Origin of the sequence: Roseomonas acroporae, from assembly GCF_023223525.1 — a bacterium.
Lineage (GTDB): Bacteria > Pseudomonadota > Alphaproteobacteria > Acetobacterales > Acetobacteraceae > Roseomonas_E > Roseomonas_E acroporae.
In genome coordinates this window covers 18,480-42,892 of sequence record NZ_JALPRX010000080.1, presented here as the reverse complement: position 1 = coordinate 42,892, position 24,413 = coordinate 18,480, and the positions used below count along the sequence as shown (strand labels likewise).

Annotated in this window: 21 protein-coding genes and 1 tRNA gene; 9 read left to right on the top strand and 13 right to left on the bottom strand. The window is 73.6% G+C overall.

Annotation, left to right across the window (positions count from 1 at the left end; translation table 11 throughout):
* The first annotated feature begins 6 nt into the window (after window positions 1-6).
* A complete protein-coding gene (locus tag M0638_RS18380) occupies window positions 7-657 on the top strand; it encodes a glutathione S-transferase family protein (protein WP_248668463.1) in 651 nt (216 codons plus the stop codon).
* A 46-nt stretch (window positions 658-703) separates the two neighbouring features.
* Here M0638_RS18380 and M0638_RS18375 read toward each other — a convergent pair.
* From M0638_RS18375 to M0638_RS18330, 10 genes are all read right to left on the bottom strand, one after another.
* Window positions 704-776 (bottom strand) — tRNA-Phe (locus M0638_RS18375).
* Between the two features lie 74 nt (window positions 777-850).
* The gene (yacG, locus tag M0638_RS18370; RefSeq protein ID WP_248668462.1) at window positions 851-1,054 is read right to left on the bottom strand and encodes a DNA gyrase inhibitor YacG; all 204 of its coding nucleotides are present in this window, start codon (window positions 1,052-1,054) and stop codon (window positions 851-853) included.
* Window positions 1,051-2,205, bottom strand: coding sequence for a ribonuclease E/G (locus tag M0638_RS18365; protein WP_248668461.1), 1,155 nt, complete (start codon window positions 2,203-2,205; stop codon window positions 1,051-1,053). The genes yacG and M0638_RS18365 overlap by 4 nt, the downstream gene beginning before the upstream one ends.
* Window positions 2,190-2,876: a Maf family protein gene (locus tag M0638_RS18360; RefSeq protein WP_248668460.1), complete on the bottom strand. Its 687-nt coding sequence runs from the start codon at window positions 2,874-2,876 to the stop codon at window positions 2,190-2,192. The genes M0638_RS18365 and M0638_RS18360 overlap by 16 nt, the downstream gene beginning before the upstream one ends.
* A gap of 276 nt (window positions 2,877-3,152) precedes the next feature.
* Window positions 3,153-3,371 (bottom strand): translation initiation factor IF-1, encoded by a 219-nt coding sequence (gene infA, locus M0638_RS18355; protein WP_043336856.1) that lies wholly within the window; start codon window positions 3,369-3,371, stop codon window positions 3,153-3,155.
* Window positions 3,372-3,692: 321 nt separating this feature from the next.
* Entirely contained in the window at window positions 3,693-4,985 is a 1,293-nt protein-coding gene (hisD, locus tag M0638_RS18350; RefSeq protein ID WP_248668459.1) for a histidinol dehydrogenase, read from the bottom strand.
* 110 nt (window positions 4,986-5,095) lie between these two features.
* Complete coding sequence (hisG, locus tag M0638_RS18345; protein ID WP_248668458.1) at window positions 5,096-5,806, bottom strand: ATP phosphoribosyltransferase; 711 nt, start codon at window positions 5,804-5,806, stop codon at window positions 5,096-5,098.
* A 421-nt stretch (window positions 5,807-6,227) separates the two neighbouring features.
* Window positions 6,228-7,487 carry a UDP-N-acetylglucosamine 1-carboxyvinyltransferase gene (gene murA / locus M0638_RS18340; protein ID WP_248668457.1) on the bottom strand — a complete coding sequence of 420 codons (1,260 nt, stop codon included), beginning with the start codon at window positions 7,485-7,487 and terminating at the stop codon, window positions 6,228-6,230.
* 94 nt (window positions 7,488-7,581) lie between these two features.
* Window positions 7,582-8,136 (bottom strand): dCTP deaminase, encoded by a 555-nt coding sequence (gene dcd, locus M0638_RS18335; RefSeq protein ID WP_248668456.1) that lies wholly within the window; start codon window positions 8,134-8,136, stop codon window positions 7,582-7,584.
* Window positions 8,137-8,738: 602 nt separating this feature from the next.
* The gene (locus M0638_RS18330; RefSeq protein WP_248668455.1) at window positions 8,739-9,740 is read right to left on the bottom strand and encodes a Bug family tripartite tricarboxylate transporter substrate binding protein; all 1,002 of its coding nucleotides are present in this window, start codon (window positions 9,738-9,740) and stop codon (window positions 8,739-8,741) included.
* Window positions 9,741-10,322: 582 nt separating this feature from the next.
* Between M0638_RS18330 and M0638_RS18325 the strand changes: the two genes are divergently transcribed.
* Genes M0638_RS18325 through M0638_RS18315 form a run of 3 tightly spaced genes read left to right on the top strand, consistent with a single transcriptional unit; the run spans window position 10,323 to window position 13,684 of the window.
* Complete coding sequence (locus M0638_RS18325) at window positions 10,323-11,483, top strand: acyl-CoA dehydrogenase family protein (RefSeq protein WP_248668454.1); 1,161 nt, start codon at window positions 10,323-10,325, stop codon at window positions 11,481-11,483.
* Between the two features lie 11 nt (window positions 11,484-11,494).
* Window positions 11,495-12,550, top strand: a complete 1,056-nt coding sequence (locus tag M0638_RS18320; RefSeq protein ID WP_248668453.1) for a Bug family tripartite tricarboxylate transporter substrate binding protein — start codon at window positions 11,495-11,497, stop codon at window positions 12,548-12,550.
* 3 nt (window positions 12,551-12,553) lie between these two features.
* Window positions 12,554-13,684 (top strand): CaiB/BaiF CoA transferase family protein, encoded by a 1,131-nt coding sequence (locus tag M0638_RS18315; protein WP_345893048.1) that lies wholly within the window; start codon window positions 12,554-12,556, stop codon window positions 13,682-13,684.
* A 43-nt stretch (window positions 13,685-13,727) separates the two neighbouring features.
* Here M0638_RS18315 and M0638_RS18310 read toward each other — a convergent pair whose 3' ends face one another.
* Window positions 13,728-14,708, bottom strand: a complete 981-nt coding sequence (locus M0638_RS18310) for a LysR family transcriptional regulator (RefSeq protein WP_248668452.1) — start codon at window positions 14,706-14,708, stop codon at window positions 13,728-13,730.
* A gap of 388 nt (window positions 14,709-15,096) precedes the next feature.
* On the opposite strand from M0638_RS18310, the gene M0638_RS18305 reads away from it, so the two are divergent.
* Genes M0638_RS18305 through M0638_RS18295 form a run of 3 tightly spaced genes read left to right on the top strand, consistent with a single transcriptional unit; the run spans window position 15,097 to window position 17,920 of the window.
* Entirely contained in the window at window positions 15,097-16,362 is a 1,266-nt protein-coding gene (locus M0638_RS18305; protein ID WP_248668451.1) for an amidohydrolase family protein, read from the top strand.
* On the top strand, window positions 16,359-17,468 hold the full coding sequence (locus M0638_RS18300; protein ID WP_248668450.1) for an amidohydrolase family protein: 1,110 nt from the start codon (window positions 16,359-16,361) through the stop codon (window positions 17,466-17,468). Before M0638_RS18305 ends, M0638_RS18300 begins: the two co-directional genes overlap by 4 nt.
* The gene (locus tag M0638_RS18295; protein ID WP_248668449.1) at window positions 17,468-17,920 is read left to right on the top strand and encodes a Rieske (2Fe-2S) protein; all 453 of its coding nucleotides are present in this window, start codon (window positions 17,468-17,470) and stop codon (window positions 17,918-17,920) included. The genes M0638_RS18300 and M0638_RS18295 overlap by 1 nt, the downstream gene beginning before the upstream one ends.
* Window positions 17,921-18,226: 306 nt before the next feature.
* Here the strand turns inward: M0638_RS18295 and M0638_RS18290 are convergent, their stop codons facing one another.
* Both M0638_RS18290 and M0638_RS18285 read right to left on the bottom strand, forming a co-directional pair.
* Window positions 18,227-19,744 carry a YifB family Mg chelatase-like AAA ATPase gene (locus M0638_RS18290; RefSeq protein ID WP_248668448.1) on the bottom strand — a complete coding sequence of 506 codons (1,518 nt, stop codon included), beginning with the start codon at window positions 19,742-19,744 and terminating at the stop codon, window positions 18,227-18,229.
* A 48-nt stretch (window positions 19,745-19,792) separates the two neighbouring features.
* Complete coding sequence (locus M0638_RS18285) at window positions 19,793-20,821, bottom strand: histone deacetylase family protein (RefSeq protein WP_248668447.1); 1,029 nt, start codon at window positions 20,819-20,821, stop codon at window positions 19,793-19,795.
* Window positions 20,822-21,130: 309 nt separating this feature from the next.
* Here M0638_RS18285 and M0638_RS18280 point away from each other — a divergent pair, with 309 nt between their 5' ends.
* Both M0638_RS18280 and M0638_RS18275 read left to right on the top strand, forming a co-directional pair.
* A complete protein-coding gene (locus M0638_RS18280; RefSeq protein WP_248668446.1) occupies window positions 21,131-22,723 on the top strand; it encodes an ABC transporter substrate-binding protein in 1,593 nt (530 codons plus the stop codon).
* A gap of 82 nt (window positions 22,724-22,805) precedes the next feature.
* Window positions 22,806-24,407 (top strand): ABC transporter substrate-binding protein, encoded by a 1,602-nt coding sequence (locus M0638_RS18275; RefSeq protein WP_248668445.1) that lies wholly within the window; start codon window positions 22,806-22,808, stop codon window positions 24,405-24,407.
* Window positions 24,408-24,413: the final 6 nt, after the last annotated feature.

Genomic DNA, 24,413 nt, shown 5'->3' with positions numbered 1-24,413 from the left:
GCGCCGATGAGCATGGCCCCATCCAGCACGCCGCCCACCATCTGGGGGCGGGTGAACTCCAGCAACGTGATGAAGGTGCTGTGGCTGTGCGCCGAGCTGGGGATCGAGCCGCGCCGGATCGATGCCGGCATGGAGTTCGGCCGGGTGCGGGACCCCGACTATCTGGCGATGAACCCGAATGCCCGCGTGCCGACCCTTTCCGAGGCGGACGGCTTCACGCTCTGGGAGAGCAACAGCATCTGCCGCTACCTCTGCCGCACCCGGGCGCCGGAGTCGCCGATCTACCCGGAGGCGCCGCGGGCCCGCGCCGACGTGGAGCGATGGATGGACTGGCAGCTCGCGACGCTCGCCACCGGCATGACGCCGCTGTTCTGGGGCCTCGTCCGCACGCCGGAGCCGGAGCGGAACCCGAAGGCGCTGGCCAGGGCGCTGGACGATGCCAGCGCCGCCTGGCGCATCGTCGAGGCACGGCTGGAGGGGCGGGAGCATGTCTGCGGCGGGCTGACCCTGGCGGACGTGGCGCTCGGGCCGTTCCTGCACCGCTGGTTCGAGCTGCCGACGGCGCGCCCCGATCTGCCGAGACTACGCGGCTGGTATGAGCGGCTTCGCGCGCGGCCGGCCTATGCGACGCATGTCGCGGGCGTGCCGATGACGTGAGGGCGGGGGCGACGTGCCCGCTTGCGTGTGGTGATGGGGAAGAAGGTGCCCAGGGGCGGAATCGAACCACCGACACTGCGATTTTCAGTCGCATGCTCTACCAACTGAGCTACCTGGGCCCAAGGCGTCGCGTACGGCGATCGCCGGCAGAGGCGGGCGGAAATAGCGGAAGGATTCCGGCCTGTCCACCCCGTCAGGCGCCGAAATCGTCCGGCGCCGCCTCGCCATCCTCGCCGGGAACCACGTAGGCGCCGGTCAGCCAGCGGCCGAGATCCACCTGCCGGCAGCGCGGCGAGCAGAAGGGCCGGGTCGCTGCCTCGGCGGGCTTGCCGCAGACCGGGCAGCGGCGGGCCCGCACGGATCGCGCCGCCGGCTTCGCATCCTTCTCGACGCTCATCGATTCGCCTCCTCGATCTGCTCCCGTCCAGGAGGGAGCATGGGGTCGGGCACCAGGACCGGCATCGCCCCGATCATGTCGCGGCACTCGTCGAGCGCGCCCGGCAGCCCCTGCAACGCGGCCAGCACCGCCGGGGAGGCCCGCAGCGAGAGCGGCCGGCCGGGCCGGGCCGCCGCCTCGCGCGCCACGCGCCGCAGCGCCGCCAGCCCGTGGGTCAGCGGCGAGACCGGCCAGCCCAGCACCTCGTGCAGCGGCGGGTGGCGGCGCGGCCGCACGATCTCGGCGAAGCCCAGGCCGGTCAGGCCCAGCAGGCGCGGCCGCATCGGATCGGCCGCCAGCGCCTCGCGCAGCGGCTCCAGCAGCACGGCGCGGCGCTTCTGGGTCAGGCCGGCGAAATCGACCAGGATCGGCCCGGACAGCTCGCGCAGGCGGATCTGCCGCGCCACCTCGCCGGCCGCGTCGCGGTTGAGGCGCAGCGGCGCCGCCGGGTCCCGATCGCCCGCCGCCGCACCGGCATCGACGTCGATGGCGGTCAGCGCCGGGGTCGGGTGGATCAGGAGCCGGCCACCCTTCGGCAGCGCGACGGCCGGCCCGGCCAGCTCGTCGAATTCCGCCTCCAGCGCGTCGTCGAAGGCGGGGTGCGTCAGCAGCGCGACCCGGTCGCGGCCGAGCGCGGCGCGCAGCCGACCCGCCAGCGGCGCGCCATCGACCTCGACCGGCACGCCGGGATGGGCCGCCGCGATGCGCAGCACGGCGTCCGGGCCCCGTCGCACCAGACGCGGGGCGCCGGGCGGGGCGGCTGCCACGGCCGCCGACTCCGCCGCGTCGAGCCGCGCGGTCAGGCGCGGCCCCTTGCCGCCCTGCGCGGCCCGGGTGACCCGCACGCCGAGCAGCCGGCCCTCCTCCAGCCGGGCGCGGTTCGGCAGGCCGTTCTCGGAGTCGGGCAGGAAGCCGGTGAGGCCGTCGGGCAGGGCGAGGAAGGCGCCCGCCATGGCCGGGGCCACGGCGGCGACGCGCGCGCGCAGCAGATCGCCGACCGCGTCCGGCCGGGCGGGCCGCTCCACGGCCGCGGCCACCAGCCGGTCGTCCTCCAGCACCGCGACCCGCACCTCGCCGGGCGAGGCCGAGACCCGGATCAGGGCCGCAGCCACCCCGCGCCCCGCAGAAGCTGCGCCGTCTCGAACAGCGGCAGGCCGATCACGCCGGAATGCGAGCCGGCCAGGAAGCGCACGAAGGACTCGGCCCGCCCCTGCAGGGCGTAGCCGCCGGCCTTGCCCTGCCATTCGCCCGAGGCGAGGTAGTCCTCGATCTGGGCCGGGACCAGGCGCTGGAAGGTCACGACCGTCTCCACGAGCCGGCGCAGGCGGCGGGAATCGGGCAGCACCAGCACCACGCCGGTATGGACGTGGTGGCGGCGGCCCGAGAGCAGCGCCAGGCAGCGGCGCGCCTCGGCCAGGTCCGCCGGCTTGGGCAGGATCCGGCGCCCCACGCCGACCACGGTGTCGGCGGCCAGCACGACGCAGCCCGACGCCAGGGCGGCGGCCGCATCGGCCTTCCGCTCCGCCAGCCGCGCGGCGAGCTGGCGCGGCAGCTCGCCGGGCAGCGGCGTCTCGTCGGCATCGGTCGGCAGAACCCGGTCGGGCACGATGCCGAGGCGTTCCAGCAGCGCCAGCCGGCGCGGGCTGGCGGAGGCCAGCACCAGCGGCACGCGGCGCGCGGCATCCGTCGGCCGGCCGATGCCGGTCCCCGGCGCGTCGGCCCCAGTATCGGTCCCGGTATCGGTCCCGGCGGCAGCCCCGGCCCCGGCTGTGCCGGACGCCATCGGTTCGATCTCCGCCGGAGCGGCCTGCATGCGATGCTCCCCTCTTGCGCCGTCCGCCCGGGCTGCGTGCCCCGGTGGCGGCGAATCGGAACGGCCGGCCATGCGGCATGGCCGGTTGCCTGAGGCGATCGGGACGATCCCGGGGCGGCCGGACACGGAGGGCCGGTGCCCATGGGGACAGGTTCGCCGATGGCGGGCGCCGGCCTCAGGCGGTCCCGGCCCGAAGCGGTCCTGCCCGCGGCGCCCCTACTCGAAGGGGCCCTACTTGAAGCGGCCCTACTTGAAGCGGAAGGTGATGCGGCCCTTGGTCAGGTCGTAGGGCGTCATCTCGACGTTGACGCGGTCGCCTGCCAGGACGCGGATGCGGTTCTTGCGCATCTTCCCGCTGGTATGGGCCAGAACCATGTGTTCGTTGTCGAGCTTCACGCGGAACATCGCGTTGGGCAGCAGCTCCTGCACGGTGCCGCTGAACTCGATCATGTCCTCTTTCGACATCAATCCTCGATGGGCCGAAGCGCCCGCGCAATCCACCCCGCGCGATGCACAGGGGGCGGTCATGCCGGCTTGCAATGTGAATTGGGTTCGGCGGGGACAGGCGTCCAGGCCGGGAGGCCCCAAGGGCAGCCGACGGGAAGATGCGCATGGCCCCCTCCCCGGTCAAGCGCCCGGCGCGCATGGCCGGGGCGCCCGGCCGGCGGGAGCTGTCGAAGGAGGCCGCCAAAGGGGGCCACCAAAGGGGGAAGGACGGAGGGAGCGGGTCGCCCCGCTTCCGGGTCTCCCGGCCGTCGCCGGCCCGGCGTCGGACCGGGCGGGCGTTCAGCCCGGCAGACGCATCGCCACGCTGCGGGCATGCGCCTGGAGGCCCTCGGCCTCGGCCAGCGCCACGGCGGCCGGGCCGATCGCGGCCAGGCCCGCCCGGTCCGCCTCGATCCAGGTGGTGCGCTTGAGGAAGTCGAACACCGAGAGGCCGGAGGCGAAGCGCGCCGTGCGGCCGGTCGGCAGCACGTGGTTCGGGCCGGCCACGTAGTCGCCCAGCGCCTCCGGGCACCAGCGGCCGAGGAAGGCGGCGCCGGCATGGCGGATGCGGCCGAACAGGGCGCGCGGCTCCTCGACCATGAGCTGGAGGTGCTCGGGGGCGAGCCGGTTGGCGAGGTCGGCCGCCTCCTCCCAATCCCGCACCAGGATCACCGCGCCGTGGCGGCGCCAGCTCTCGCCGGCGATGGCGGCGCGCGGCAGCGCGGCCAGGGCGCGGTCCACGGCGGCCACCACGGCATCGGCCAGCGCGGCGCTGTCGGTGACGAGGATGGACTGCGCCGCCTCGTCGTGCTCGGCCTGCGCCATCAGGTCGATGGCGACGTGCTCGGGGTCGCTCGCGCCGTCGGCGATCACCACCACCTCGGAGGGGCCGGCGATGGAGTCGATGCCGACGCGGCCGAACACCTGCCGCTTCGCCTCGGCCACGTAGGCGTTGCCGGGGCCGACGATGCGGTCCACCGGCGCGACCGTCGCCGTGCCCCAGGCCAGCGCCGCGACGGCCTGGGCGCCGCCGATGCGGTACACCTCGGTGACGCCGGCGCGCGCGGCGGCGGCCAGCACCAGCGGGTTCAGCGCCCCGCCGGGTGCGGGCACGCACATGGCGATGCGCCCGACGCCCGCCACCTTCGCCGGGATCGCGTTCATCAGCACGGAGGACGGGTAGGCCGCCTTGCCGCCCGGCACGTACAGCCCGACCGCGTCCAGCGCCGTCCAGCGCATGCCGAGGCGCAGGCCGGCCGAGTCGGTCGTCTCCAGGTCCGCCGGCTTCTGCGCGGCGTGGAACGCCTCGATGCGCGCGGCGGCGAGGTCGAGCGCCGCGCGCAGCGCCGGCGGCGTGGCTTCCAGCGCGGCGGCAAGCTCGGCCTCCGGCACGCGCAGCGCGGCGGCGTCGGCGGGCGACCAGCCATCCCATTCGCGCGTGCAGTCGAGCAGGGCCGCGTCGCCGCGCGCGCGCACGGCGGCGATCACCGCGGCGACGGCGGCATCCACCCGCGCCGTGGTCTCGCGCGCCGTGTCGAGCAGGGCGGCGAAGGCGGCCTCGAAGCCGGGATCGGCGGTGTCGAGACGCATCATGGGGCGGGCTCCGGAAGGTTCGGCCCGGTCGGTTTGGGGGAACCGGGATTGCGGCAGGGTGCCCGGCGGCGGCGTCGGGCCGGAACCGGGCCGGGCGGGCTGCTCCAGGCTCAGGCGATCGGCTCGGCCAGCGCGGCGCGGAAGCGGGCAAGCCAGGCGCCGATCGCCTCCGAGCGGGTCTTGAGCGCGGTGCGGTTGACGATCAGGCGCGAGGTGACGGGCGCGATCACCTCGGTCTCGACCAGCCCGTTCGCCTTCAGCGTCGAGCCGGTCTGCACCAGGTCGACGATCAGGCTGGCGAGGCCGAGCGAGGGGGCCAGCTCCATCGCGCCGTTCAGGTGCACCACCTCCGCCTGCACGCCGCGCGCGGCGAAGTGGCGGCGGGCGATGTTGGGGTACTTGGTGGCGACGCTGACGCGAGACCAGCGTTTGGCGTCGTCCGCGCCGGCCACGGCGACGGGCTCGGCCACCGAGACGCGGCAGCGGCCGAGGCCGAGGTCCAGCGGCGCGTAGATCTCGGGGTAGTCGAACTCCATCAGCACGTCGGCGCCGCAGATGCCGAGATGCGCGCCGCCGAAGGCCACGAAGGTGGCGACGTCGAAGGGACGCACCCGCACCACGTCGAGCGCCGGGTGGTTGGTGGGGAAGCGCAGGCGGCGGCTGTCCTCGTCGCGGAAGTCGTCGGCGGGGCGGATGCCGGTGCGCTCCAGCAGCGGGCCCAGCTCGGCCAGGATGCGACCCTTTGGCAGCGCCAGCACGATGGTGCCGGCATCCTCGGGCGTCACGGGGTCGATCGGGGTGGCGGCGGTCGGAAGGTCCATGGCGCTCTACTCGGGAACGGCATCGCGTCGGGGCGCGGGCCGGGACCCGGCGGGAGCCCGGCAGGGACCATGGGCGGGCGGGGCGGGTCAAGGGGGCGTGCGGGGAAGCTGCCGTGACATCGGAACAGGGCTGGGGGCGGCGGGGCTGGCCAGGGCCAGGGGCTTCGCCCCTGGAACCCCACCAAGGGGCGCTGCCCCTTGGGGATCCCCGCCAGGGGGCGAAGCCCCCCTGGAACCCCCCGTTCGGATTCAGGCCCGTATCGTGGGCGCGGCGAAGCCGAAATCCAACGGGGGGACCGGGGGGCTTCGCCCCCGGTGGGGATCGAAGGGGCAAGGCCCCTCGCCGGAGGGGTTCGGGGAGGGCGGAGCCCTTCCCGACGACAGAACCGGGGTTCGGGGAGGGCGGAGCCCTCCCCGCCCGTCAGTCCGTCAGCCGCTCGATGTCCGCCCCCACGGCGGCGAGCTTCTCCTCCACCCGCTCGTAGCCGCGGTCGAGGTGGTAGACGCGGTTCACCACCGTCTCGCCCGAGGCGGCGAGGCCGGCCAGCACCAGCGAGACCGAGGCGCGCAGGTCGGTCGCCATCACCGGCGCGCCGGACAGCGCGGGCACGCCGCGCACGATGGCCGAGGCACCGTGGACGTTGATGCGCGCGCCCATCCGGTTCAACTCCGGCACGTGCATGAAGCGGTTCTCGAAGATCGTCTCGGTGATCATCGCCGCGCCCTCGGCGACGGCCATCACCGCCATGTACTGGGCCTGCATGTCGGTGGCGAAGCCGGGATAGGGCTCGGTCATGGCGTCGGCGCCGTGCAGCCCGTTCAGCCGGCGCACGCGCACGCCGCCCTCGACCGCGACCATCTCCACCCCGGCCTCGCCCAGCACGCGCGCGACGCTGCCGAGATGCTCCAGCCGCGCCTCGCGCAGCAGCAGCTCGCCACCGGCGATGGCGGCGGCGCAGGCATAGGTGCCGGCCTCGATGCGGTCGGGCACGATGGGATGGTTCGCGGCGCCGAGATGCGTCACGCCCTCGATGCGCAGCCGGTCGGTGCCGACGCCCTCGATGCGCGCGCCCATGGCGATCAGGCAGTGGGCGAGGTCGTCGATCTCGGGCTCGCGCGCCGCGTTCACCAGCTCCGTGGTGCCGCGCGCGAGGGTTGCCGCCATCAGCAGGTTCTCGGTGGCGCCGACCGAGACCTGCGGGAACAGGAAGCGCGCGCCGGCGAGGCCCGAGGGCGCGCGGGCGTGGATGTAGCCGCCGGCGAGGTCGATCTCGGCGCCCATCGCCTCCAGCCCCTTGAGGTGGAGGTCGACGGGGCGCGTGCCGATGGCGCAGCCGCCGGGCAGCGAGACGCGCGCCTCGCCGTAGCGCGCGAGCAGCGGGCCGAGCACCAGCACCGAGGCACGCATCCTGCGCACCAGGTCGTAGGGCGCCTCCAGGTTGGTGGCCTCGCCGGCGATGGCGATGGTGCGCGCGGCGCGGTCATGCGCCACCGAGAGCCCGTGCTGCGCCAGGAGCCTGCCCATGGTGTCCACGTCGGCGAGGTCGGGCGCGTTGGCCAGCACCAGCGGGCCGGCCGAGAGCAGCCCGGCCGCCATCAGCGGCAGCGCGGCGTTCTTGGCACCGCCGATCGGGATGCTGCCGCGGAGCGGCCTGCCGCCACGGATGCGGATACGGTCCATGCGCGAGGTCCTTCAGGGCATGCTCGGAACGGCGGGGCACGGCGGTGCCCCGCGGGGATGGGCGCGCGGCGCCGACGGGCGGCTCGGCAACGCGTCAGAGCCGGGGCAGCGAGACGCCGCGCTGGCCCATGTACTTGCCGGCACGGTCCGCGTAGCTGACCTCGGGGGCGCTCGCGCCCTGGAGGAACAGGAACTGGCAGATGCCCTCGTTGGCGTAGATGCGGGCGGGCAGCGGCGTGGTGTTGGAGATCTCGATCGTCACCTGCCCCTCCCACTCGGGCTCCAGCGGGGTGACGTTCACGATGATGCCGCAGCGCGCATAGGTCGACTTGCCGAGGCAGATCACCAGCACGTCGCGCGGCACGCGGAAGTACTCGACGGTGTGGGCCAGCGCGAAGGAGTTGGGCGGGATGATGCAGACCGGGCCGCGCCGGTCCACGAAGCTGTCGGCGCTGAACTGCTTCGGGTCGACGATGGCGTTGTCGACGTTGGTGAAGATCTTGAATTCGTCGGAGACGCGCGCGTCGTAGCCGAAGCTCGACAGGCCGTAGCTGATCACGCCCTCGCGGCGCTGGCTCTCCACGAAGGGCTCGATCATGCCGCGCTCGGTCGCCATGCGGCGGATCCAGGTGTCGGGCATGATCGCCATGGCAGTGGCCTTCCGGGCGCGCCCCGTCGCGGGGACACGGAGGGGGGAGCGGCATCGCGCGCCCAGGGTGGGATGTCCGCCCCAGGAGGGACCGGGAGGGAATGCCGGGCGTCTTCCGGCGGGCGGCGCGGTCTAGCCTAGCCGGCGGCCGGCCGCAACGCCCGAAGGTTCAGCCCTCCAACCCGGATTCGCCGGGCGGTGTTGCAGGGCAGTCATGGGGGGCGGCGGGGGCGGGCCTGGGCGAGGTGGGCCCTGGGGAGGTGGACCCTGGGGAGGTGGGCCGAGCGGAAGTGGCGCTGGGAAAGCCGGGGCCGGAGGGATCCGGCGCCGGGGAGGCCGCCGGGGAGGCAGCCGGGGACGCCGCCGGGACGGCGAGCGCCCGGGCTCGGGCCTTGCGCCGATGCAGGTTCGCGCGCAGGGCGGCGGCGAGGCGCTCGGCGCGTTCCTCGGCCGCCGTACGGGCCGGCACCGGGGCGGGCGACAGGGGATCGTCGGGCGGTTGCTGCGGCACGGCGGCAGCAGACCGCCCCCTGCCCTGCCCCGTCAAGGCCGGCCCGGCGCGGCGGGCGCGCCACGGCGAGGGCGGGCCCGGCCGCCCGGCGTCAGCCGACGTCGAGCTGCAACCCCTCCTTGCGGATCACGCCGCCCCATTTCTCGATCTCGGCCCGCACGAAGGCGGCGAAGCGCGCCGGGGTGTCGGCGGCCGGGATGCCGCCCATCTGGGCGAAGCGGCGCTGCATCTCGGGCTGGGCCACCATCGCCCGGATCTCGGCGTTGTAGGCGTCGAGCACCTCGGCCGGCGCGCCGGCGGGGAGGAACATGCCGAACCAGGTGTTCACCTCGTAGCTGGCCAGCTCCGGCATGGTCTCGCGCAGCGACGGCAGCTCGGGCAATTGCGGGTTGCGGTCGGCCGAGGTGACGGCCAGCGCCCGCACCTGCCCGGCGCGTATCTGCTGGATCGCGGTGGTCAGGTTGTCGAGCATGAACTGGATGTTGCCGGCCAGCAGCTCGGTCATCGCCGGGGCGGCGCCGCGATAGGGGATGTGCGTCGCCTCCACGCCGATGAGCTGGAGGAACCAGACCGCCGAGAGGTGCGGCGACTGCCCGACGCCGGGCGAGCCGTAGGAGGCCTTGCCGTTGTTGGCCCGCAGCCAGGCCACGAATTCCGGCACGGTCTGCGCCGGGATCGAGGGGTGGATCACCAGCACGTTCGGCCCGCGGATCAGGTTGCTGACCGGCAGCAGGTCCTCGGGCCTGTAGGGCAGGTTGCGGAACAGCGAGTAGGCGATGGCCTGCGGGCCGATGTTGCCGGAGAGCAGGGTCAGCCCGTCCGGCTTCGACCGCACCACCTCCTGCGTGCCGATGATGCCGCCGGCGCCGGTGCGGTTCTCGGCGACGGCCGGCAGGCCCCAGCGGGTCTGGAGATGCGCCGCGAGCAGGCGGCCCATGATGTCGGTGGTGCCGCCGGCGGCGGCCGGCACGACGATGCGCACCTGCTGCGACGGCCGCCACGGCTCGGCGCGGGCGGCGCGCGGGGCGAGCAGCGGCAGGGACGCGGCGAGCGGCAGCGCAAGCGCCGCGCGGCGGGACAGTGGCGTGACCATTGGACGTTTTCCCGGGATATGGACGCGTTGCCGGGAACATGCCGCCCGGCGGCGGATCGCGCCACCCCGAACCGATCGGGGCGGATCGGGTTCGCCGGCCCGTTCCGGCCGTGTCGGACCGCACGGGCCGGTCCGGGCCGGGGCACGCGCCCAGCCGGCGGCGGCGTTCGCCGGCCGGTCCAGGCCCGGTACCCCGCGGGAGGGGCGCGTCCCGGTGCCGGGCATGCCACGCCGGCGGTTCCGGCGGCACGTCGGGGGCCGGGACCGTGGTCCCGGAAGCGTTCCTGGCCCCCGGCCCGCGCGGTGCAGGCGGCCGCCGGGCCTTGCGGCGCGCGGCGGGCATCCGCACCGGCAAGCGTGATCCACGATCGCCGCCCCGGTCCTCTCCCACGACGTTCCGCGGCATGATATCCATCGTCCTGTGCTGCGATCCGCGTGGACCGGGCGGGCCACCGGCGGAGCCATTGGAATTCTCAATCGCTGCCAGTGCGAACCACTTGTTCCCTGGCGCGACCCCGCCCCGGCAAGAGACGGCCCACGCCCCGGCCGATGCCGGGGCCCGGATCGTCCAGGGAGGCTGCAATGTCGAGCACCAGCGATAACCATCAGGAATTGCGCGAAGCGGTGCGCAGCCTCTGCGCCACCTTCCCGGCCGAGTACCACCGCAAGGTCGACGAGGAGCGCGGCTATCCCGAGGAATTCGTGGACGCGCTGACCAAGGCCGGCTGGCTCGCCGCGCTGATCCCCGAGGAGTACGGCGGCTCCGGCCTCGGCCTGACGGAAGCCTCCATCGTCATGGAGGAGATCAACCGCTCGGGCGGCAATTCCGGCGCCTGCCACGGGCAGATGTACAACATGGGCACGCTGCTGCGGCACGGCTCCGAGGAGCAGAAGCGCAAGTACCTGCCCAAGATCGCCTCCGGCGAGCTGCGCCTGCAATCCATGGGTGTCACCGAGCCCACCACCGGCACCGACACCACCAAGCTCAAGACCACCGCCGTGCGCCAGGGCGACCGCTACGTGGTGAACGGCCAGAAGGTGTGGATCTCGCGCGTCCAGCACTCGGACCTGATGATCCTGCTCGCCCGCACCACGCCGCTCGCCGAGGTGAAGCGCAAGTCCGAGGGCATGTCGATCTTCATGGTCGACCTGCACCAGGCGATCGGCCACGGCATGACCGTCCGCCCCATCCCGAACATGGTCAACCACGAGACCAACGAGCTGTTCTTCGACAACCTGGAGATCCCGGCGGAGAACCTGATCGGCGAGGAGGGCAAGGGCTTCAAGTACATCCTCGACGGGCTGAACGCCGAGCGCACGCTGATCGCCGCCGAGTGCATCGGCGACGGCTACTGGTTCATCGACAAGGTCGTGCCCTACGTGAAGGAGCGCGTGGTGTTCGGCCGCCCGATCGGCCAGAACCAGGGCGTGCAGTTCCCGATCGCCGAATCCTACATCGAGATCGAGGCCGCCAACCTGATGCGCTTCGAGGCCTGCCGGCTGTTCGACGCGCACCAGCCCTGCGGCGCCCAGGCCAACATGGCCAAGTACCTCGCCGCCAAGGCCTCCTGGGAGGCGGCCAATGCCTGCCTGCAGTTCCACGGCGGCTTCGGCTTCGCCAACGAGTACGACGTGGAGCGCAAGTTCCGCGAGACGCGGCTCTACCAGGTGGCGCCGATCTCCACCAACCTGATCCTGAGCTACGTCGCCGAGCACGTGCTCGGCCTGCCGCGCAGCTTCTGAGCCGCGCCGCCATGCAACGCCGCAACCTCCTGCGCGCCGCCCTCGGCGGCGCCGGCATCCCCCTGGGCACTTCCCTGGGCGCTTCCCTGGGCACTTCCCTGGGCACCGCCCTGCTGTCCGGGGCGGCGTCCCGCGCCGCCCTGGCCCAGCCCGCCCAGCCCGGCTGGAAGCCCAACCGCACCGTGACCATGGTCGTGCCCTTCGCGGCCGGCGGCACCACCGACGTGATGGCCCGCCTCGTCGCCGGGCCGATGTCGCGCGCCCTCGGCCAGACGGTGGTGGTGGAGAACACCACCGGCGCCGGCGGCACGATCGGCGCCACCCGCGTCGCCCGCGCCGCGCCGGACGGGCACACGCTGCTCTTCGCCCATGTCGGCGTGCTGGCGGTCAACCCGCACCTCTACAACCACCTGCAGTACGACCCGCGCGACTTCCGCGCGGTCGGGCTGGTCGGCACCAACCCGATGGTGCTGCTGGTCTCGGAGAAGTCCGGCATCACGAGCATCGCGCAGTTCCGCGAGCGGGTGCGGCAGGGCGGGCTGATCGCCGGCACCTCCGGCACCGGCACCACGCTGCACCTCGGCGCGCTGCAGGCCTTCGCCGCGGCGGGCGGCAGGGGCGAGCTGGTGCCCTATCGCGGCGAGGCGCCGGCGCTGAACGACCTCGTCGCCGGCACGGTGGACCTGATCGTCTCCCAGGGCATGAACGCCATCCCGCCCGCCCTGGCCGGACAGGCGAAGGCGCTCGCCGTCACCGGCCCCGCCCGGCTGCCCGAGCTGCCGGACGTGCCGACGGCGGCCGAGGCCGGGCTGCCCGGCCTCGACCTCGAGGTGTGGAACGCGATCGTGGCGCCGCGCGGCACGCCGGAGGCGGTCGCCGCCGCGCACGACGCGGCGCTCGCGACCGCCTTCGACGACCCGCAGGTGAAGGCGCGCTTCGCGCAGTTCTCCACCCGCGCCCCGGTCGGCGAGGAGCGCACCCCCGCCCATCTCTCGGCGCTGATCAGGCACGAGGTCGAGCGCTGGGGCGAGCTGCTGCGCGCCGCCGGCGTCGGCAAGGAGGGCTGAGCCGTGGCCGGAGCGAAGCCCCTCGCCGGGCTGCTCGTCGTCTCGATGGAGCAGGCCGTCGCGGCCCCCTACTGCGCCTCGCGCCTCGCCGATGCCGGCGCGCGGGTGATCAAGATCGAGCGCGCCGAGGGCGACTTCGCGCGCGGCTACGACCGGGCGGCGAAGGGCTCGTCGAGCTACTTCGTCTGGCTCAACCGCGGCAAGGAGAGCCTCGTCCTCGACATCAAGGCCGCCGACGACAAGGCGCTGCTGGCCCGGCTGCTGGCGAAGGCCGACGTGTTCATCCAGAACCTCGCCCCCGGCGCCATGGCCCGCGCCGGCTTCGGCTCGGCCGCGCTGCGCGAGAAGCATCCGCGCCTCATCACCGTCGACATCTCCGGCTACGGCGAGAGCGGCGACTACGCCACGATGAAGGCCTACGACCTGCTGGTGCAGGCCGAGAGCGGCCTGGCCAGCGTCACCGGCCGCCCCGAGGGGCCGGGGCGCGTCGGCGTCTCGGTCTGCGACATCGCCTGCGGCATGAACGCGCACGCGGCGGTGCTGGAGGCGCTGATCGAGCGCGGCATCACCGGGCGCGGCAAGGGCATCGGCGTCTCGCTGTTCGACGGCATGGCCGACATGATGAACGTGCCGCTGCTCTACTACGAGGGCACCGGCGTGGTGCCGCCGCGCATCGGCCTCGCGCACCCCTCGATCTGCCCCTACGGCGCCTTCCCGACCGCCGACGGCGCGCTGGTGCTGATCTCGATCCAGAACGAGCGGGAGTGGGCGGATTTCTGCGCCCGCTTCCTGGAGCAGCCGGACCTGCCCGCCCGCGAGGGCTTCCGCAGCAACGTGGAGCGCGTGGCGCACCGGCCCATGGTGGACGCCCATGTCGCCGAGACCTTCCGCGGGCTGACGCGCGAGCAGTGCGCGGCGAAGCTGCGCGCCGCCAACACCGCCTACGGCTTCGTCAACGACGTCGCCGCCTTCGCGCAGCACCCCGCGCTGCGCCGCGTCGTGCTCGACACGCCGGGCGGGAAGGTGCCGGTGGCGGCCCCGGCGCCGGTGTTCAGCGACGGCGAGCGCGCGCTCGGCCCGGTGCCGGCGATCGGCGAGCACTCGGCGCGGATACGCGCCGAGTTCGCCGACTGAACGGCGGCGGCGCGGCGCGGCGGCAGATGCGAACGGGGGGCCGTCATCCCGGCGTGGCCTGGCCGTCGGCCGCCAGTTCGTCGGCCACCCATTCCGCGCGCCAGGTGCCGTCCTCCACCATGCCGCGCAGCAGCGACACCAGCAGGTCCTCGACCCGCACCGAGGCGCGGGTGACGGCCCTGGTGGGGTTGCGCGCCAGGTAGATAGGCCGGCGTATCGCCGGCCGGCCCAGCGGCGCCGCCGAGAGCCGGCCCGCGACGAGGTCCTCCTGCACGGCCGAGTGCGACAGCACGGTGAGGCCGTGGCCACCCGCCACCAGGGTGCGGATGTGGTTCAGCGAGTCGATCTCGATCGCCACGTCGAGCGCGATGCCCTGGGCCGCGGCCTCCTGCTCGACCAGCCGGCGCAGGCCGTGCGCCCGGGTCGGCATGATCAGCGGGCCGGGTGGCGAGGCGACCAGCGAGACCGGTGCCTCGGCGATGCCATGCCGGCCCGCCGGGCCGAAGCGGCCGGCCGGGCCGACCAGGCAGCATTCCTCCACCGCGAGGCGCCGGACCGACAGGTGCTGCAGCGCATCCGCGTGGTGAAGGATGCCGAATTCGATGCGCCCCTCCTCCAGCCAGGCGCGTATGTGGCCGGAGAACGCCTCGTCGAGCCGCACCGAGACGTTGGGCAGCCGCTCGCGCGCCGCGATCACGAGGCGGGCGCCGGCCAGGAGGCTGACGGAGCTGGGCAGGCCGATGGGGACCGCGGCGGGCGAGGCGGCGTCGCGCTGCCTGACCTCCGCCCGGGCCCGGTCCATGTCGCACAGGATGATGCGGGCGTGCTCGCGGAAGATGCGGCCCGGGTCGGTGAGCAGGACGCCGCGGGCGGTCCGCTCGAACAGCCGGATCCCGAGCTCGTCCTCCAGGCGCAGCAGGATCTGGCTCAATGTCGGCTGCGCCATCTCCAGCCGGGCGGCGGCGCGGGTGACGGAGCCCAGCTCGGCGGTGGCCAGGAAGCAACGGAGCTGATGTGCCTCCATGCCCTACGTTCTTGCCAGAAGGTTCATCCCAGCCGTTCCTGCTCGGCTGACCGGCTGCCCAGTATGCGTCCGGATGCGAGGCATTGGCTAGCGGGACGGGCCTGCTCCGCGTGAGCCCGGCCGGCATGGGGTAGGGCGGTTCGGCCCTTCGCGCGCCACCCCGCCCGCCGCGCCCCGGCATTCCGCACGACCCGGCCGGCCGTGACCGCCGCCCCGCTCCCAACCCCGCCCGATGCGGCGCCCAAGGCGGTTGCGCCCCACCCCACCCGGCGCGACACTCCCCGCGAAGCACCGGAGCGGCCCGGCGCGCCCCGGCCCCGCCCGCCGCCGACGCCCGCTCCCACGACAGACAACGGCCCGAAGGCCGTCCGGGAAGGACCGCGTCCGCATGCCGCCAGCCCCCCCACCCGCGTTCCCTCTCCCGCGCCCGCTCGCGCTTCCCCCGGGCGCCATCGACTGCGACCTGCACCCCACCGTCCCCGACATGCGCGCCCTGCTCCCGCACCTGGAGCCGCTCTGGCGCGACACCGCCGTGGAACGCGGCATCGACGCGATCGAATCGAACGCCTACCCGCCCGGCGCCCCCATCACCGCCCGCGCCGACTGGCGCGGCGCCGACGGCCGCGCCGCCACCACCCTCGCCGCCCTGCAATCCCAGGCGCTCGACCGCTGGAACGTCGCCACGGGCATCCTCAACCCGCTCTTCGGCGTGCAGCTCGTCTTCAACGAGGACATGGCGGCCGCCTTCGCCCGCGCCCTCAACGACTGGACGCGCGCCGAATGGCTCGACCGCGATCCCCGCCTGCGCGCCTCCATCGTCGTGCCCATGCACAACCCCGAGCACGCGGTGGAGGAGATCGAGCGCTGCGCGCCCGACCGGCGCTTCGTGCAGGTGCTGCTGCTCTGCATGGGCGAGACGCCGCTCGGCCGCCGCCACTGGTGGCCCGTCTACGCCGCCGCCATCCGGCACGGCCTGCCCGTCGGCATCCATGCCGGCAGCGCCTACCGCCACCCCGTCACCTCGGTCGGCTGGCCGAGCTGGTACCTGGAGGACTACGCCGCCCAGTCCCAGGGCTTCCAGTCCCAGCTCGCCAGCCTCGTCACCGAGGGCGCCTTCGCGAAATTCCCCGATCTGCGCGTCGTCCTGCTCGAATCCGGCGTCACCTGGCTGCCCGGCTTCCTCTGGCGCTTCGGCAAGTTCTGGAAGGGCGTGCGCTCCGAGGTCCCGTGGGTGGACCGCCACCCGGCCGAGATCGTGCGCCACCACGTCCGCCTCACCGTCCAGCCCCTCGACGCGCCCGAGGGACCCGGCACGGACCCGGACACGGTCCGCCGCGCCCTCGACCATCTCCGCTCGGACGCGATGCTGCTCTGGGCCTCGGACTACCCGCACTGGCAGTTCGACGGCGACGACATCGTCCCCGCCGGCATTCCCGCCGACCTGCTCCGCCGCATCGCCGTCGACAACCCCCGTGCCACCTACCCGCGCCTCGACCCCGCTTCATCTCTCCTGGGGCGACCGACCGGCACCGACGCCCCGCCGGCCGGCACGCACGCAGCCCCGGCCCCGCCGCCGCATCAAGCCTCGATCCCCGGCAGCCCGGCGCACGGCGCCGCGTTGCCCGGGGCAACGATCCAGGGAGCCCGCCCATGAACGTCGTCAGCCCCATCCAGGCACGCGCCGGGGTCCTCGGCCCCGACGCCGGCATCGCCATCCTCGACTGCGACATCCACCCGCGCGCCCGCAGCCTCGCCGACTTCCGCCCCTACATGACCGAGCGCTGGTGGAACTACCTCCAGACCTACGGGCTGCGCGCCCGGCACGGCTTCAACAAGGGCTACGTCTTTCCCAAGGCGCAGCCCCTCGCCTGCCGCGTCGATTCCTGGCCCGCCGAGGGCGGCCCGGGCTCCGACCTCGACCTGCTGCGCGCGCAGTGCCTCGACGAGTGCAACATCGCGCACGGCATCCTCAACCCGCTCGGCATCGGCCAGGGCGACCAGAACAACGGCCTTTCCGCCGCCATGGCCTTCGCCGTGAACGAGTGGCAGGTCGAGGCCTTCTGCCGCCCCGAACCGCGCCTGCGCGCCTCCGTCGTCGTCCCCTACGAGGACGGCGCCGCCTCCGCCGCCGAGATCCGCCGCCGCGCCGGCGACCCCAATTTCGCCCATGTCCTGCTGATGAGCCGCACCGCCGAGCCGCTCGGCAACCCGCGCTACTGGCCGATCTACGAGGCCGCGGAGGAAGCCGGCCTGCCCATCGGCATCCACGTCTTCGGCTACAGCGGCTGGGCGCTGACGAACGGCGGCTGGCCCTCCTTCTACATCGAGGAGATGACCGAGCACGCCACCTCCTGCCAGGCGCTCGTCGTCTCGATGATCGTGGAAGGCGTGTTCGAGCGTTTCCCGAAGCTGAAGGTGGTGATGATCGAGAGCGGCCTCGGCTGGATCCCCGCCCTCGGCTGGCGCCTCGACAAGCACTGGAAGCACCTGAAGGCCGAGGTCCCCCACCTCACCCGCGCCCCCTCCGAGTACCTGAAGGAGCATTTCTGGGTCTCCACCCAGCCCATGGAGGAGCCCGAGGCGGCCTCGCACCTGCTCGACGTGATGGAGTGGCTCGGCCAGGACCGCATCCTCTTCGCGACCGACTACCCGCACTGGGATTTCGACGATCCCCGCACCGCCCTCCCCGCCACCCTGACCGCCGCGCAGCGCCGCGCCATCCTCGGCGGCAACGCGCGCGCCGTGTACGGCTTCCTCTGATGCCGGCCGGCGCCACCCCACCTGGCACGCCGCCCACCCCCGCCCGCGCCGTCGCGACGCGCCACGTCGTCGCCGCCACCGACGAGATCCCGCCCGGCGGGCGCAAGCTCGTCGCCATCGGCGGGCGCGACATCCTGGTGTTCAACCTCGCGGGCGAGTTCTTCGCCATCGCCAACCGCTGCCCGCACAATGGCGGCAGCCTGTGCGCCGGCCGCACCACCGGCCTCGTGCAGTCGAGCGAGCCGGGGCGCTACCACTACTCGCGCCAGGGCGAGATCATCCGCTGCCCCTGGCACAATTGGGAATTCGACATCCGCACCGGCCGCTCGGTGATCGACCCGCGCCGGATCAAGGTGCGCGCCTTCCCCGCCGAGGTGGCGAGCGGCGCCGCGTTGCAGGCGGAAACCTTCCCGGTGCAGGTCGAGGGCGAGTACGTGGTCGTCGAGGCGTGAGGCGTGCCGCGCGGCACGCCCGGGGCGCCGCCCCGGACCCCGCCAGGGGCCTTGCCCCTGGACCCCACCAAAGGGCGAAGCCCCTTTGGAAACCCCTTTCCGGAAAGAGGCATCCCGGCTCCGGCAACACCGATGCCCAAACGAACAGAGGTCCAGGAGGGCCTCGCCCTCCTGGCGGATGGGGTCTGGGGAAGGCGGCGCCTTCCCCAGAGGGCGGATGGGGTCTGGGGAAGGCGGCGCCTTCCCCAGAGGGCGGATGGGCCTGGGGAAGGCGGTTGGGTTCGAGAGGAGGCGCCGCCTTCCCCCCTACCGCCCCGCCGCCCGGTGCCGCAGCGCCAACGCCTCCGCCACGTCGGCCCGCAGCACCGCCTCCCGCCCCGCCAGGTCGGCGATGGTGCGCGCCACCCGCAGCACCCGCTCCTGCCCGCGCGCGGAAAGCCGCAGCCGCTCGGCCGCCGAGACGGAAAGCGCCAGCGCCGCCGGCTCCGCGCGCAGGTGCCGCTGCAGCACCGCCTGCGACGCCTCGCCGTTGCAGCGCGGCCCGTCCTCGCCGTAGCGCGCCCGTTGCCGCTGCCGCGCCTCGCCCACGCGCCCCGCCACCGCGCGCGAGGTCTCGCCGCCGCCGAGGCCGAGCAGCGCCGCCGGCGGCACCGGCTGCACCTCCACGGTGATGTCGATGCGGTCGAGGATCGGGCCGGAGAGGCGGCCCTGGTACGCCTCGCCGCAGCGCGGCGCCTGCCCGCACTCGCGCGCGGCGTCGCCGAGGAAGCCGCAGCGGCACGGGTTCATCGCCGCGACGAGCTGGAAGCGCGCCGGGTAGGTGACATGCGCGTTGGCGCGGCTGACCGTGGTGCGGCCGGTCTCCAGCGGCTGGCGCAGCGCCTCGATGGCGGGGCGCGGGAATTCCGGCAGCTCGTCGAGGAACAGCACGCCGTGATGCGCCAGGCTGATCTCGCCCGGCAGGGCGCGGTTGCCGCCGCCGGCCAGCGCCGGCTGGCTCGCCGACTGGTGCGGTTCGCGGAAGGGCGGCCGGCGCAGCAGCCGGCCTTCCTGCAACCGGCCGGCGACGCTGTGGATCATCGAGACCTCCAGCGCCTCGCGCGCCGTCAGGTCCGGCAGCAGTCCCGGCAGGCGGGCGGCGAGCATCGACTTGCCGGAACCCGGGCTGCCGACGAACAGCAGCGCGTGGCCGCCGGCCGCCGCGATCTCCAGCGCGCGCTTGGCCGTCTCCTGCCCCTTCACCTCGGAGAGGCAGGGGCCGGACCAGCCGCCGGGCTCGGGCGCCGGCAGGGCGGGCGGCGAGAGCACCTGCGTGCCGCGGAAATGGTTCAGCAGCGCGGGCAGGCTGTCGGCGGCCAGCACCTCGACATCGCCGGCCCAGGCCGCCTCGCCGCCCTGCGCGGCGGGGCAGATCAGGCCGAGCCCGGCTTGCGCGGCGCCGAGCGCCCCGGGCAGCACGCCGGCCACCGGGCGGATCGAGCCATCCAGCGCCAGCTCGCCCATCGCCGCGTAGCCGGCCATCTCCTCGCGCCCGAGGATGCCCATCGCCGCCAGCACGGCGAGCGCGATGGGCAGGTCGAAATGCGAGCCCTCCTTCTGGAGATCGGCCGGGGCGAGGTTCACCAGCACGCGCTTCGGCGGCAGGGAGAGGCCGAGCCCGGCGAGCGCCGCGCGCACCCGCTCGCGGCTCTCCGTCACCGCCTTGTTGGCGAGGCCGACCAGCAGGAAGGCCGGGATGCCGGCGGCGATCTGGACCTCGACCTGCACCGGCACGGCCCGGATGCCGTCGAAGGCGAAGGTGACGACGCGCGCGATGCTGCTCACGCATCGCAACCTACAGGGGAATGTTTCCCCGTCAAACCCAACCGTCGATCAGGCGAAATTGCCGAGCACGCGCTCCAGCAGGCCGCCGATCACCTCGACCGCATAGCCGCCCTCCTGCACCAGCACGGTGGGCAGGCGGCGCGCGGCGATGGCGGCGCCGGCCCGCTCGAAGCCCTCGGCGGTGACCTTCAGCGCCGCCAGCGGCTCGTGCTCGGAGGCGTCGAAGCCGAGGGCGATCACCAGCGCGTCGGGGCCGAAGGCGTCGATGCGGGCGAGCCCGGCCTCGACGGCGCCGAGCCAGGCGGCGTCGTCGGACCCGAAGGCGAGCGGCAGGTTCAGGTTCGCCCCCTCCCCCGCGCCGGCGCCGCGTTCCTCGGCGAAGCCGACATACCAGGGATAGTAGCGGTTCGGGTCGCCATGGACGGAGACGGTGAGCACGTCGCCGCGCTCCCAGAAGATGCCCTGGGTGCCGTTGCCGTGGTGGCTGTCGATGTCGAGCACGGCGACGCGGCGGGCGCCGTTGCGGCGCAGCGTCTCGGCGGCGAGGGCGGAGTTGTTCAGGTAGCAGTGGCCGCCGGCGCGCGCGGCGTAGGTGTGGTGGCCGGGCGGGCGGCACAGCGCGTAGGCGCCGCCGCCGCTGCCGACGGAATCGGCCGCGGCCAGGGCGCAGCCGGCGGCGTCGATCGCCGCCTCCCAGGTGCCGGGGCCGATCGGGCAGGAGGTGTCGGCCGTGTACCAGCCGACCTGCCCGACGATGGTGCCCGAGGGGCGCGCGCCCTGGGCCAGCATCTCGGGCGTGGGATGGATGTTCGGTACCGCCTCGGGCCCCGCCTCCGGCAGCGCGGCCCAGGCGGCGGCGGCGGTCGAGAGGAATTCGAGGTAGTCGGGCGTGTGCACGCGCTCCAGCGCCGCGCGCGTGGCGGCGGGCGGCGTGACCGGCGCGAGCCCCATGCGCTGGACGGCGGCGAGCAGCGCCTCGGCGCGCGCGGGCACCTCGAAGTTGCGGCGCACCGTGCCGCGCTGGAGGAAGAATTGCGGCGAATGGCCTCGATGGGAGGCATGGGCGAACACCTGCATGGCGGGAGGTTAGGCAGCGTCGCCCTCGATGGCCAAGAGGGGATGTCGCGAGGGATGCGCCGGATCGGCGACGCGCGTCCCGACGCCGGGACACGGGCGGCACCGGATCGTCTATCCTGTACCATCGGGCCTGTACCATCGGGCCTGTACCATCGGTCCTGTACCATCGGTCCTGTACCGTCGGGCCTGTACCGTCGGGTGGAGAGGGCGGGCCGGCGGCGGCGCGTGGCCCGGTGCTTGCTTCCCATGCCGCCAACAGGGCGCCGCCGCGACGGCCGGCCTGGCGCCACGATCGGGAGTCCTGATGGAATGACGCTGCTCGCACGCCGCTCCCTGCTGGCCGCCGCCGCCGCGGCGCCGGCCCTGCTGCGGCTGGAGGAGGCGCTGGCCCAGGGAATCGCGCCACGGCGCGGCGGCACCCTGCAGACCATGCTGACGCCGGAGCCGCCGGTGCTGGTGCTCGGCGTCAACAACCAGGGGCCGACCCTGATCGCGGCGAGCAAGATCTACCAGGGACTGCTGAAATTCTCGCCGACGCTGGAGCCGCTGCCGGAGCTGGCGAAGAGCTGGGCGCTGTCGGACGACAAGCGCACCTACACCTTCCGGTTGCAGGAGAACGTCACCTGGCATGACGGCAAGCCCTTCACCGCCGAGGACGTGATCTTCTCGGTGATGAAGTTCCACATGGAGCTGGCGCCGCGCGCCCGCGGCATCTTCAGCCGGATCAGGGAAGCCGTGGCGGAGGACGCGCACACGGTGCGCTTCACGCTGGAGAAGCCCTTCGAGCCCTTCCTGCTGATGTTCGACGTGACGACGGTCGCGATCGTGCCGAAGCACGTCTATGACGGCACCGACTACCGCACCAACCCGGCCAATGCCCGCCCGATCGGCACCGGCCCGTTCCGGTTCGGGGAATGGCAGCGCGGCAACTTCATCCGGCTGGAGCGGTACGAGGGCTACTGGAAGCCGGGCCAGCCCTATCTCGACGCAATCATCTACCGCATCGTGCCCGACAGCCAGAGCCGGGCGCTGGCGCTGCAGACCGGGCAGGCGATCCTTTCGCAGGCGAACGACATCGAGCCCTTCGACGTGCCGCGCTTCCGCGCGCAGCCGAACCTGGAGGTGCAGACGAAGGGCTGGGAGTACTTCTCGCCGCTCTCCTGGATCGAGACCAACCACCGCGTGGCGCCGCTCGGCGATGTGCGCGTGCGGCAGGCGATCGCGCACGCGATCAACCGCGACTTCATCGCGCAGCGCCTGTGGTTCGGCGTCGGCAAGCCGGCGACCGGCCCGGTCGCCTCGACCACGCGCTTCTTCGACGCCACGGCGCAGATGCCGAAATACGACGTGCGCGCGGCGACGCAATTGCTGGACGCGGCCGGGCTGAAGCCGGGCGCGGGCGGGGTGCGGGCCACGATCAGGCACCTCGTGCTGCCCTACGGCGAGGTGTGGTCGCGGCTTTCCGAGTACCTGAAGCAGTCGCTGCGGCAGGTGGGCATCGACCTCGTGCTGGAAAGCACCGATGCCGGCTCCTGGGCGCGCCGCATCGCGGGCTGGGAGTACGAGACCAGCATCAACTTCGTCTACCAGTACGGCGACCCGAGCCTGGGCGTGGAGCGCACCTACGTCTCCAGCAACATCCAGAAGGTGACCTTCACCAACACCGGCGGCTACAGCAACCCGCGCGTGGACGCGCTGTTCGCCGAGGCGCGCGAGGCGGCGGACCCGGCCGACCGCCAGAAGGCGTTCAGTGCCGTGCAGAAGCTGCTGGTGGAGGAGGTGCCGCAGATCTGGCTGATGGAGATGGCCTTCCCCACCATCCACGAGAGGAAGCTGCACAACGTGATCCAGCTCGGCACCGGGGTGCATGCCTGCTTCGACGACGTGTTCCTGGCGGCATGAGGGGCGGCCGCACGCCGCCTTGCCGCACACGGCCGGGCGGGGCTAGCTTCGCGGCGCAGCATCACCGGATCGAGGCCCACGGATGGAACTGACCCGTCGCAACCTGCTGGGCGCCACCCTGGGCGCCACCGCCGCCGCACCGGTGCTGATGAGCGCCGGCGCGGCGCTGGCGCAGGGCGTCACGCCGCGGCGCGGCGGCATGCTGACCACCATCCTCAACCCCGAGCCGCCGGTGCTCCAGATCGGCGTCAACAACCAGACGCCGACGCTGATCGCGGGCACCAAGATCACCCAGGGGCTGCTGCAATTCACCCCGAAGCTGGAGCCGCTGCCGCAGCTCGCGAAGAGCTGGACCGTCTCGCCGGACGGGCTGGAATACGTGTTCAAGCTGGAGGAGAACGTCACCTGGCACGACGGCAAGCCATTCACGGCGGATGACGTCGTCTTCTCCGTGATGCAGTTCAACCGCGAGGTGGCGCCGCGCCTGCGCGGCGTGCTGGCCGGCATCGCCGAGGCGACGACGCCCGACCCGCACACGGCGCGCTTCGTGCTGAAGCAGCCCTTCGAGCCCTTCCTGCTCTGCTTCGACGCGACCGCCATGCCGATCGTCGCGAAGCATCTGTTCGAGGGGCAGAATTTCCGCACCGCGCCGGCGGTGCAGCACCCGGTCGGCACCGGGCCGTTCCGCTTCGTCGAATGGCAGCGCGGCAATTTCGTGCGCATGGAGCGCTACGAGGGCTACTGGAAGCCGGGCAAGCCCTATCTCGACGGCATCCTCTGGCGCATCGTGCCGGACGGGCAGAGCCGACGGCTCGCGATCGAATCCGGCCAGGTGGTGATGACCACGGCGACCGACATCGAGCCCTTCGACATCCCGGCGCTGCGGGCCAAGCCGAACCTGGCGGTGACGACGGCGGGCTGGGAGTACTTCTCGCCGCTCTTCTGGTACGACCTGAACCAGCGCGTCGGGCCGCTCGCCGACAAGCGCGTGCGGCAGGCGATGAGCATGGCGCTCGACCGCAACTTCATCGTGCAGCGCCTGTGGTTCGGGCTGGGCCGGCCGGCGACCGGGCCGATCGCCTCCACCACGCGCTTCTACGACGCCACCGCGAAGCTGCCGCCCTTCGACGTGGCGAAGGCGAAGAAGCTGCTGGACGAGGCGGGGCACAAGCCCGGCGCCGGCGGCATGCGCTTCGCGCTGAAGCACCTGATCCCGCCCTATGGTGAGATCTGGAACCGCATGAGCGAGTATTTCCGGCAGGCGATGCGCCAGATCGGCATCGACGTGACGCTGGAGAGCACCGATGCCGGCACCTGGGCCAGCCGCGTCGCCAACTGGGACTACGAGACGACCGCGAACGTGCTCTACCAGTTCGGCGACCCGACCCTGGGCGTCGAGCGTTCCTACGTGACCTCGAACATCCAGAAGATCACCTTCACCAACACGGCGGGCTACTCCAACCCGCGCGTCGACGAGCTGTTCCAGGCCGGCCGCACCGCGGCGACGGCGGCGGAGCGGCAGAAGGCGTTCAGCGAGGTGCAGCACCTGCTGGTGGAGGAGGTGCCGCTGCTCTGGGTGGTCGAGGTCGCCTACCCGACCGTGACGGACAAGAAGCTGCGCAACGTGATCCAGACCGGCACCGGCGTGCATGCGAGCTTCGACGACGTGTTCCTGGCCTCCTGACCCCGG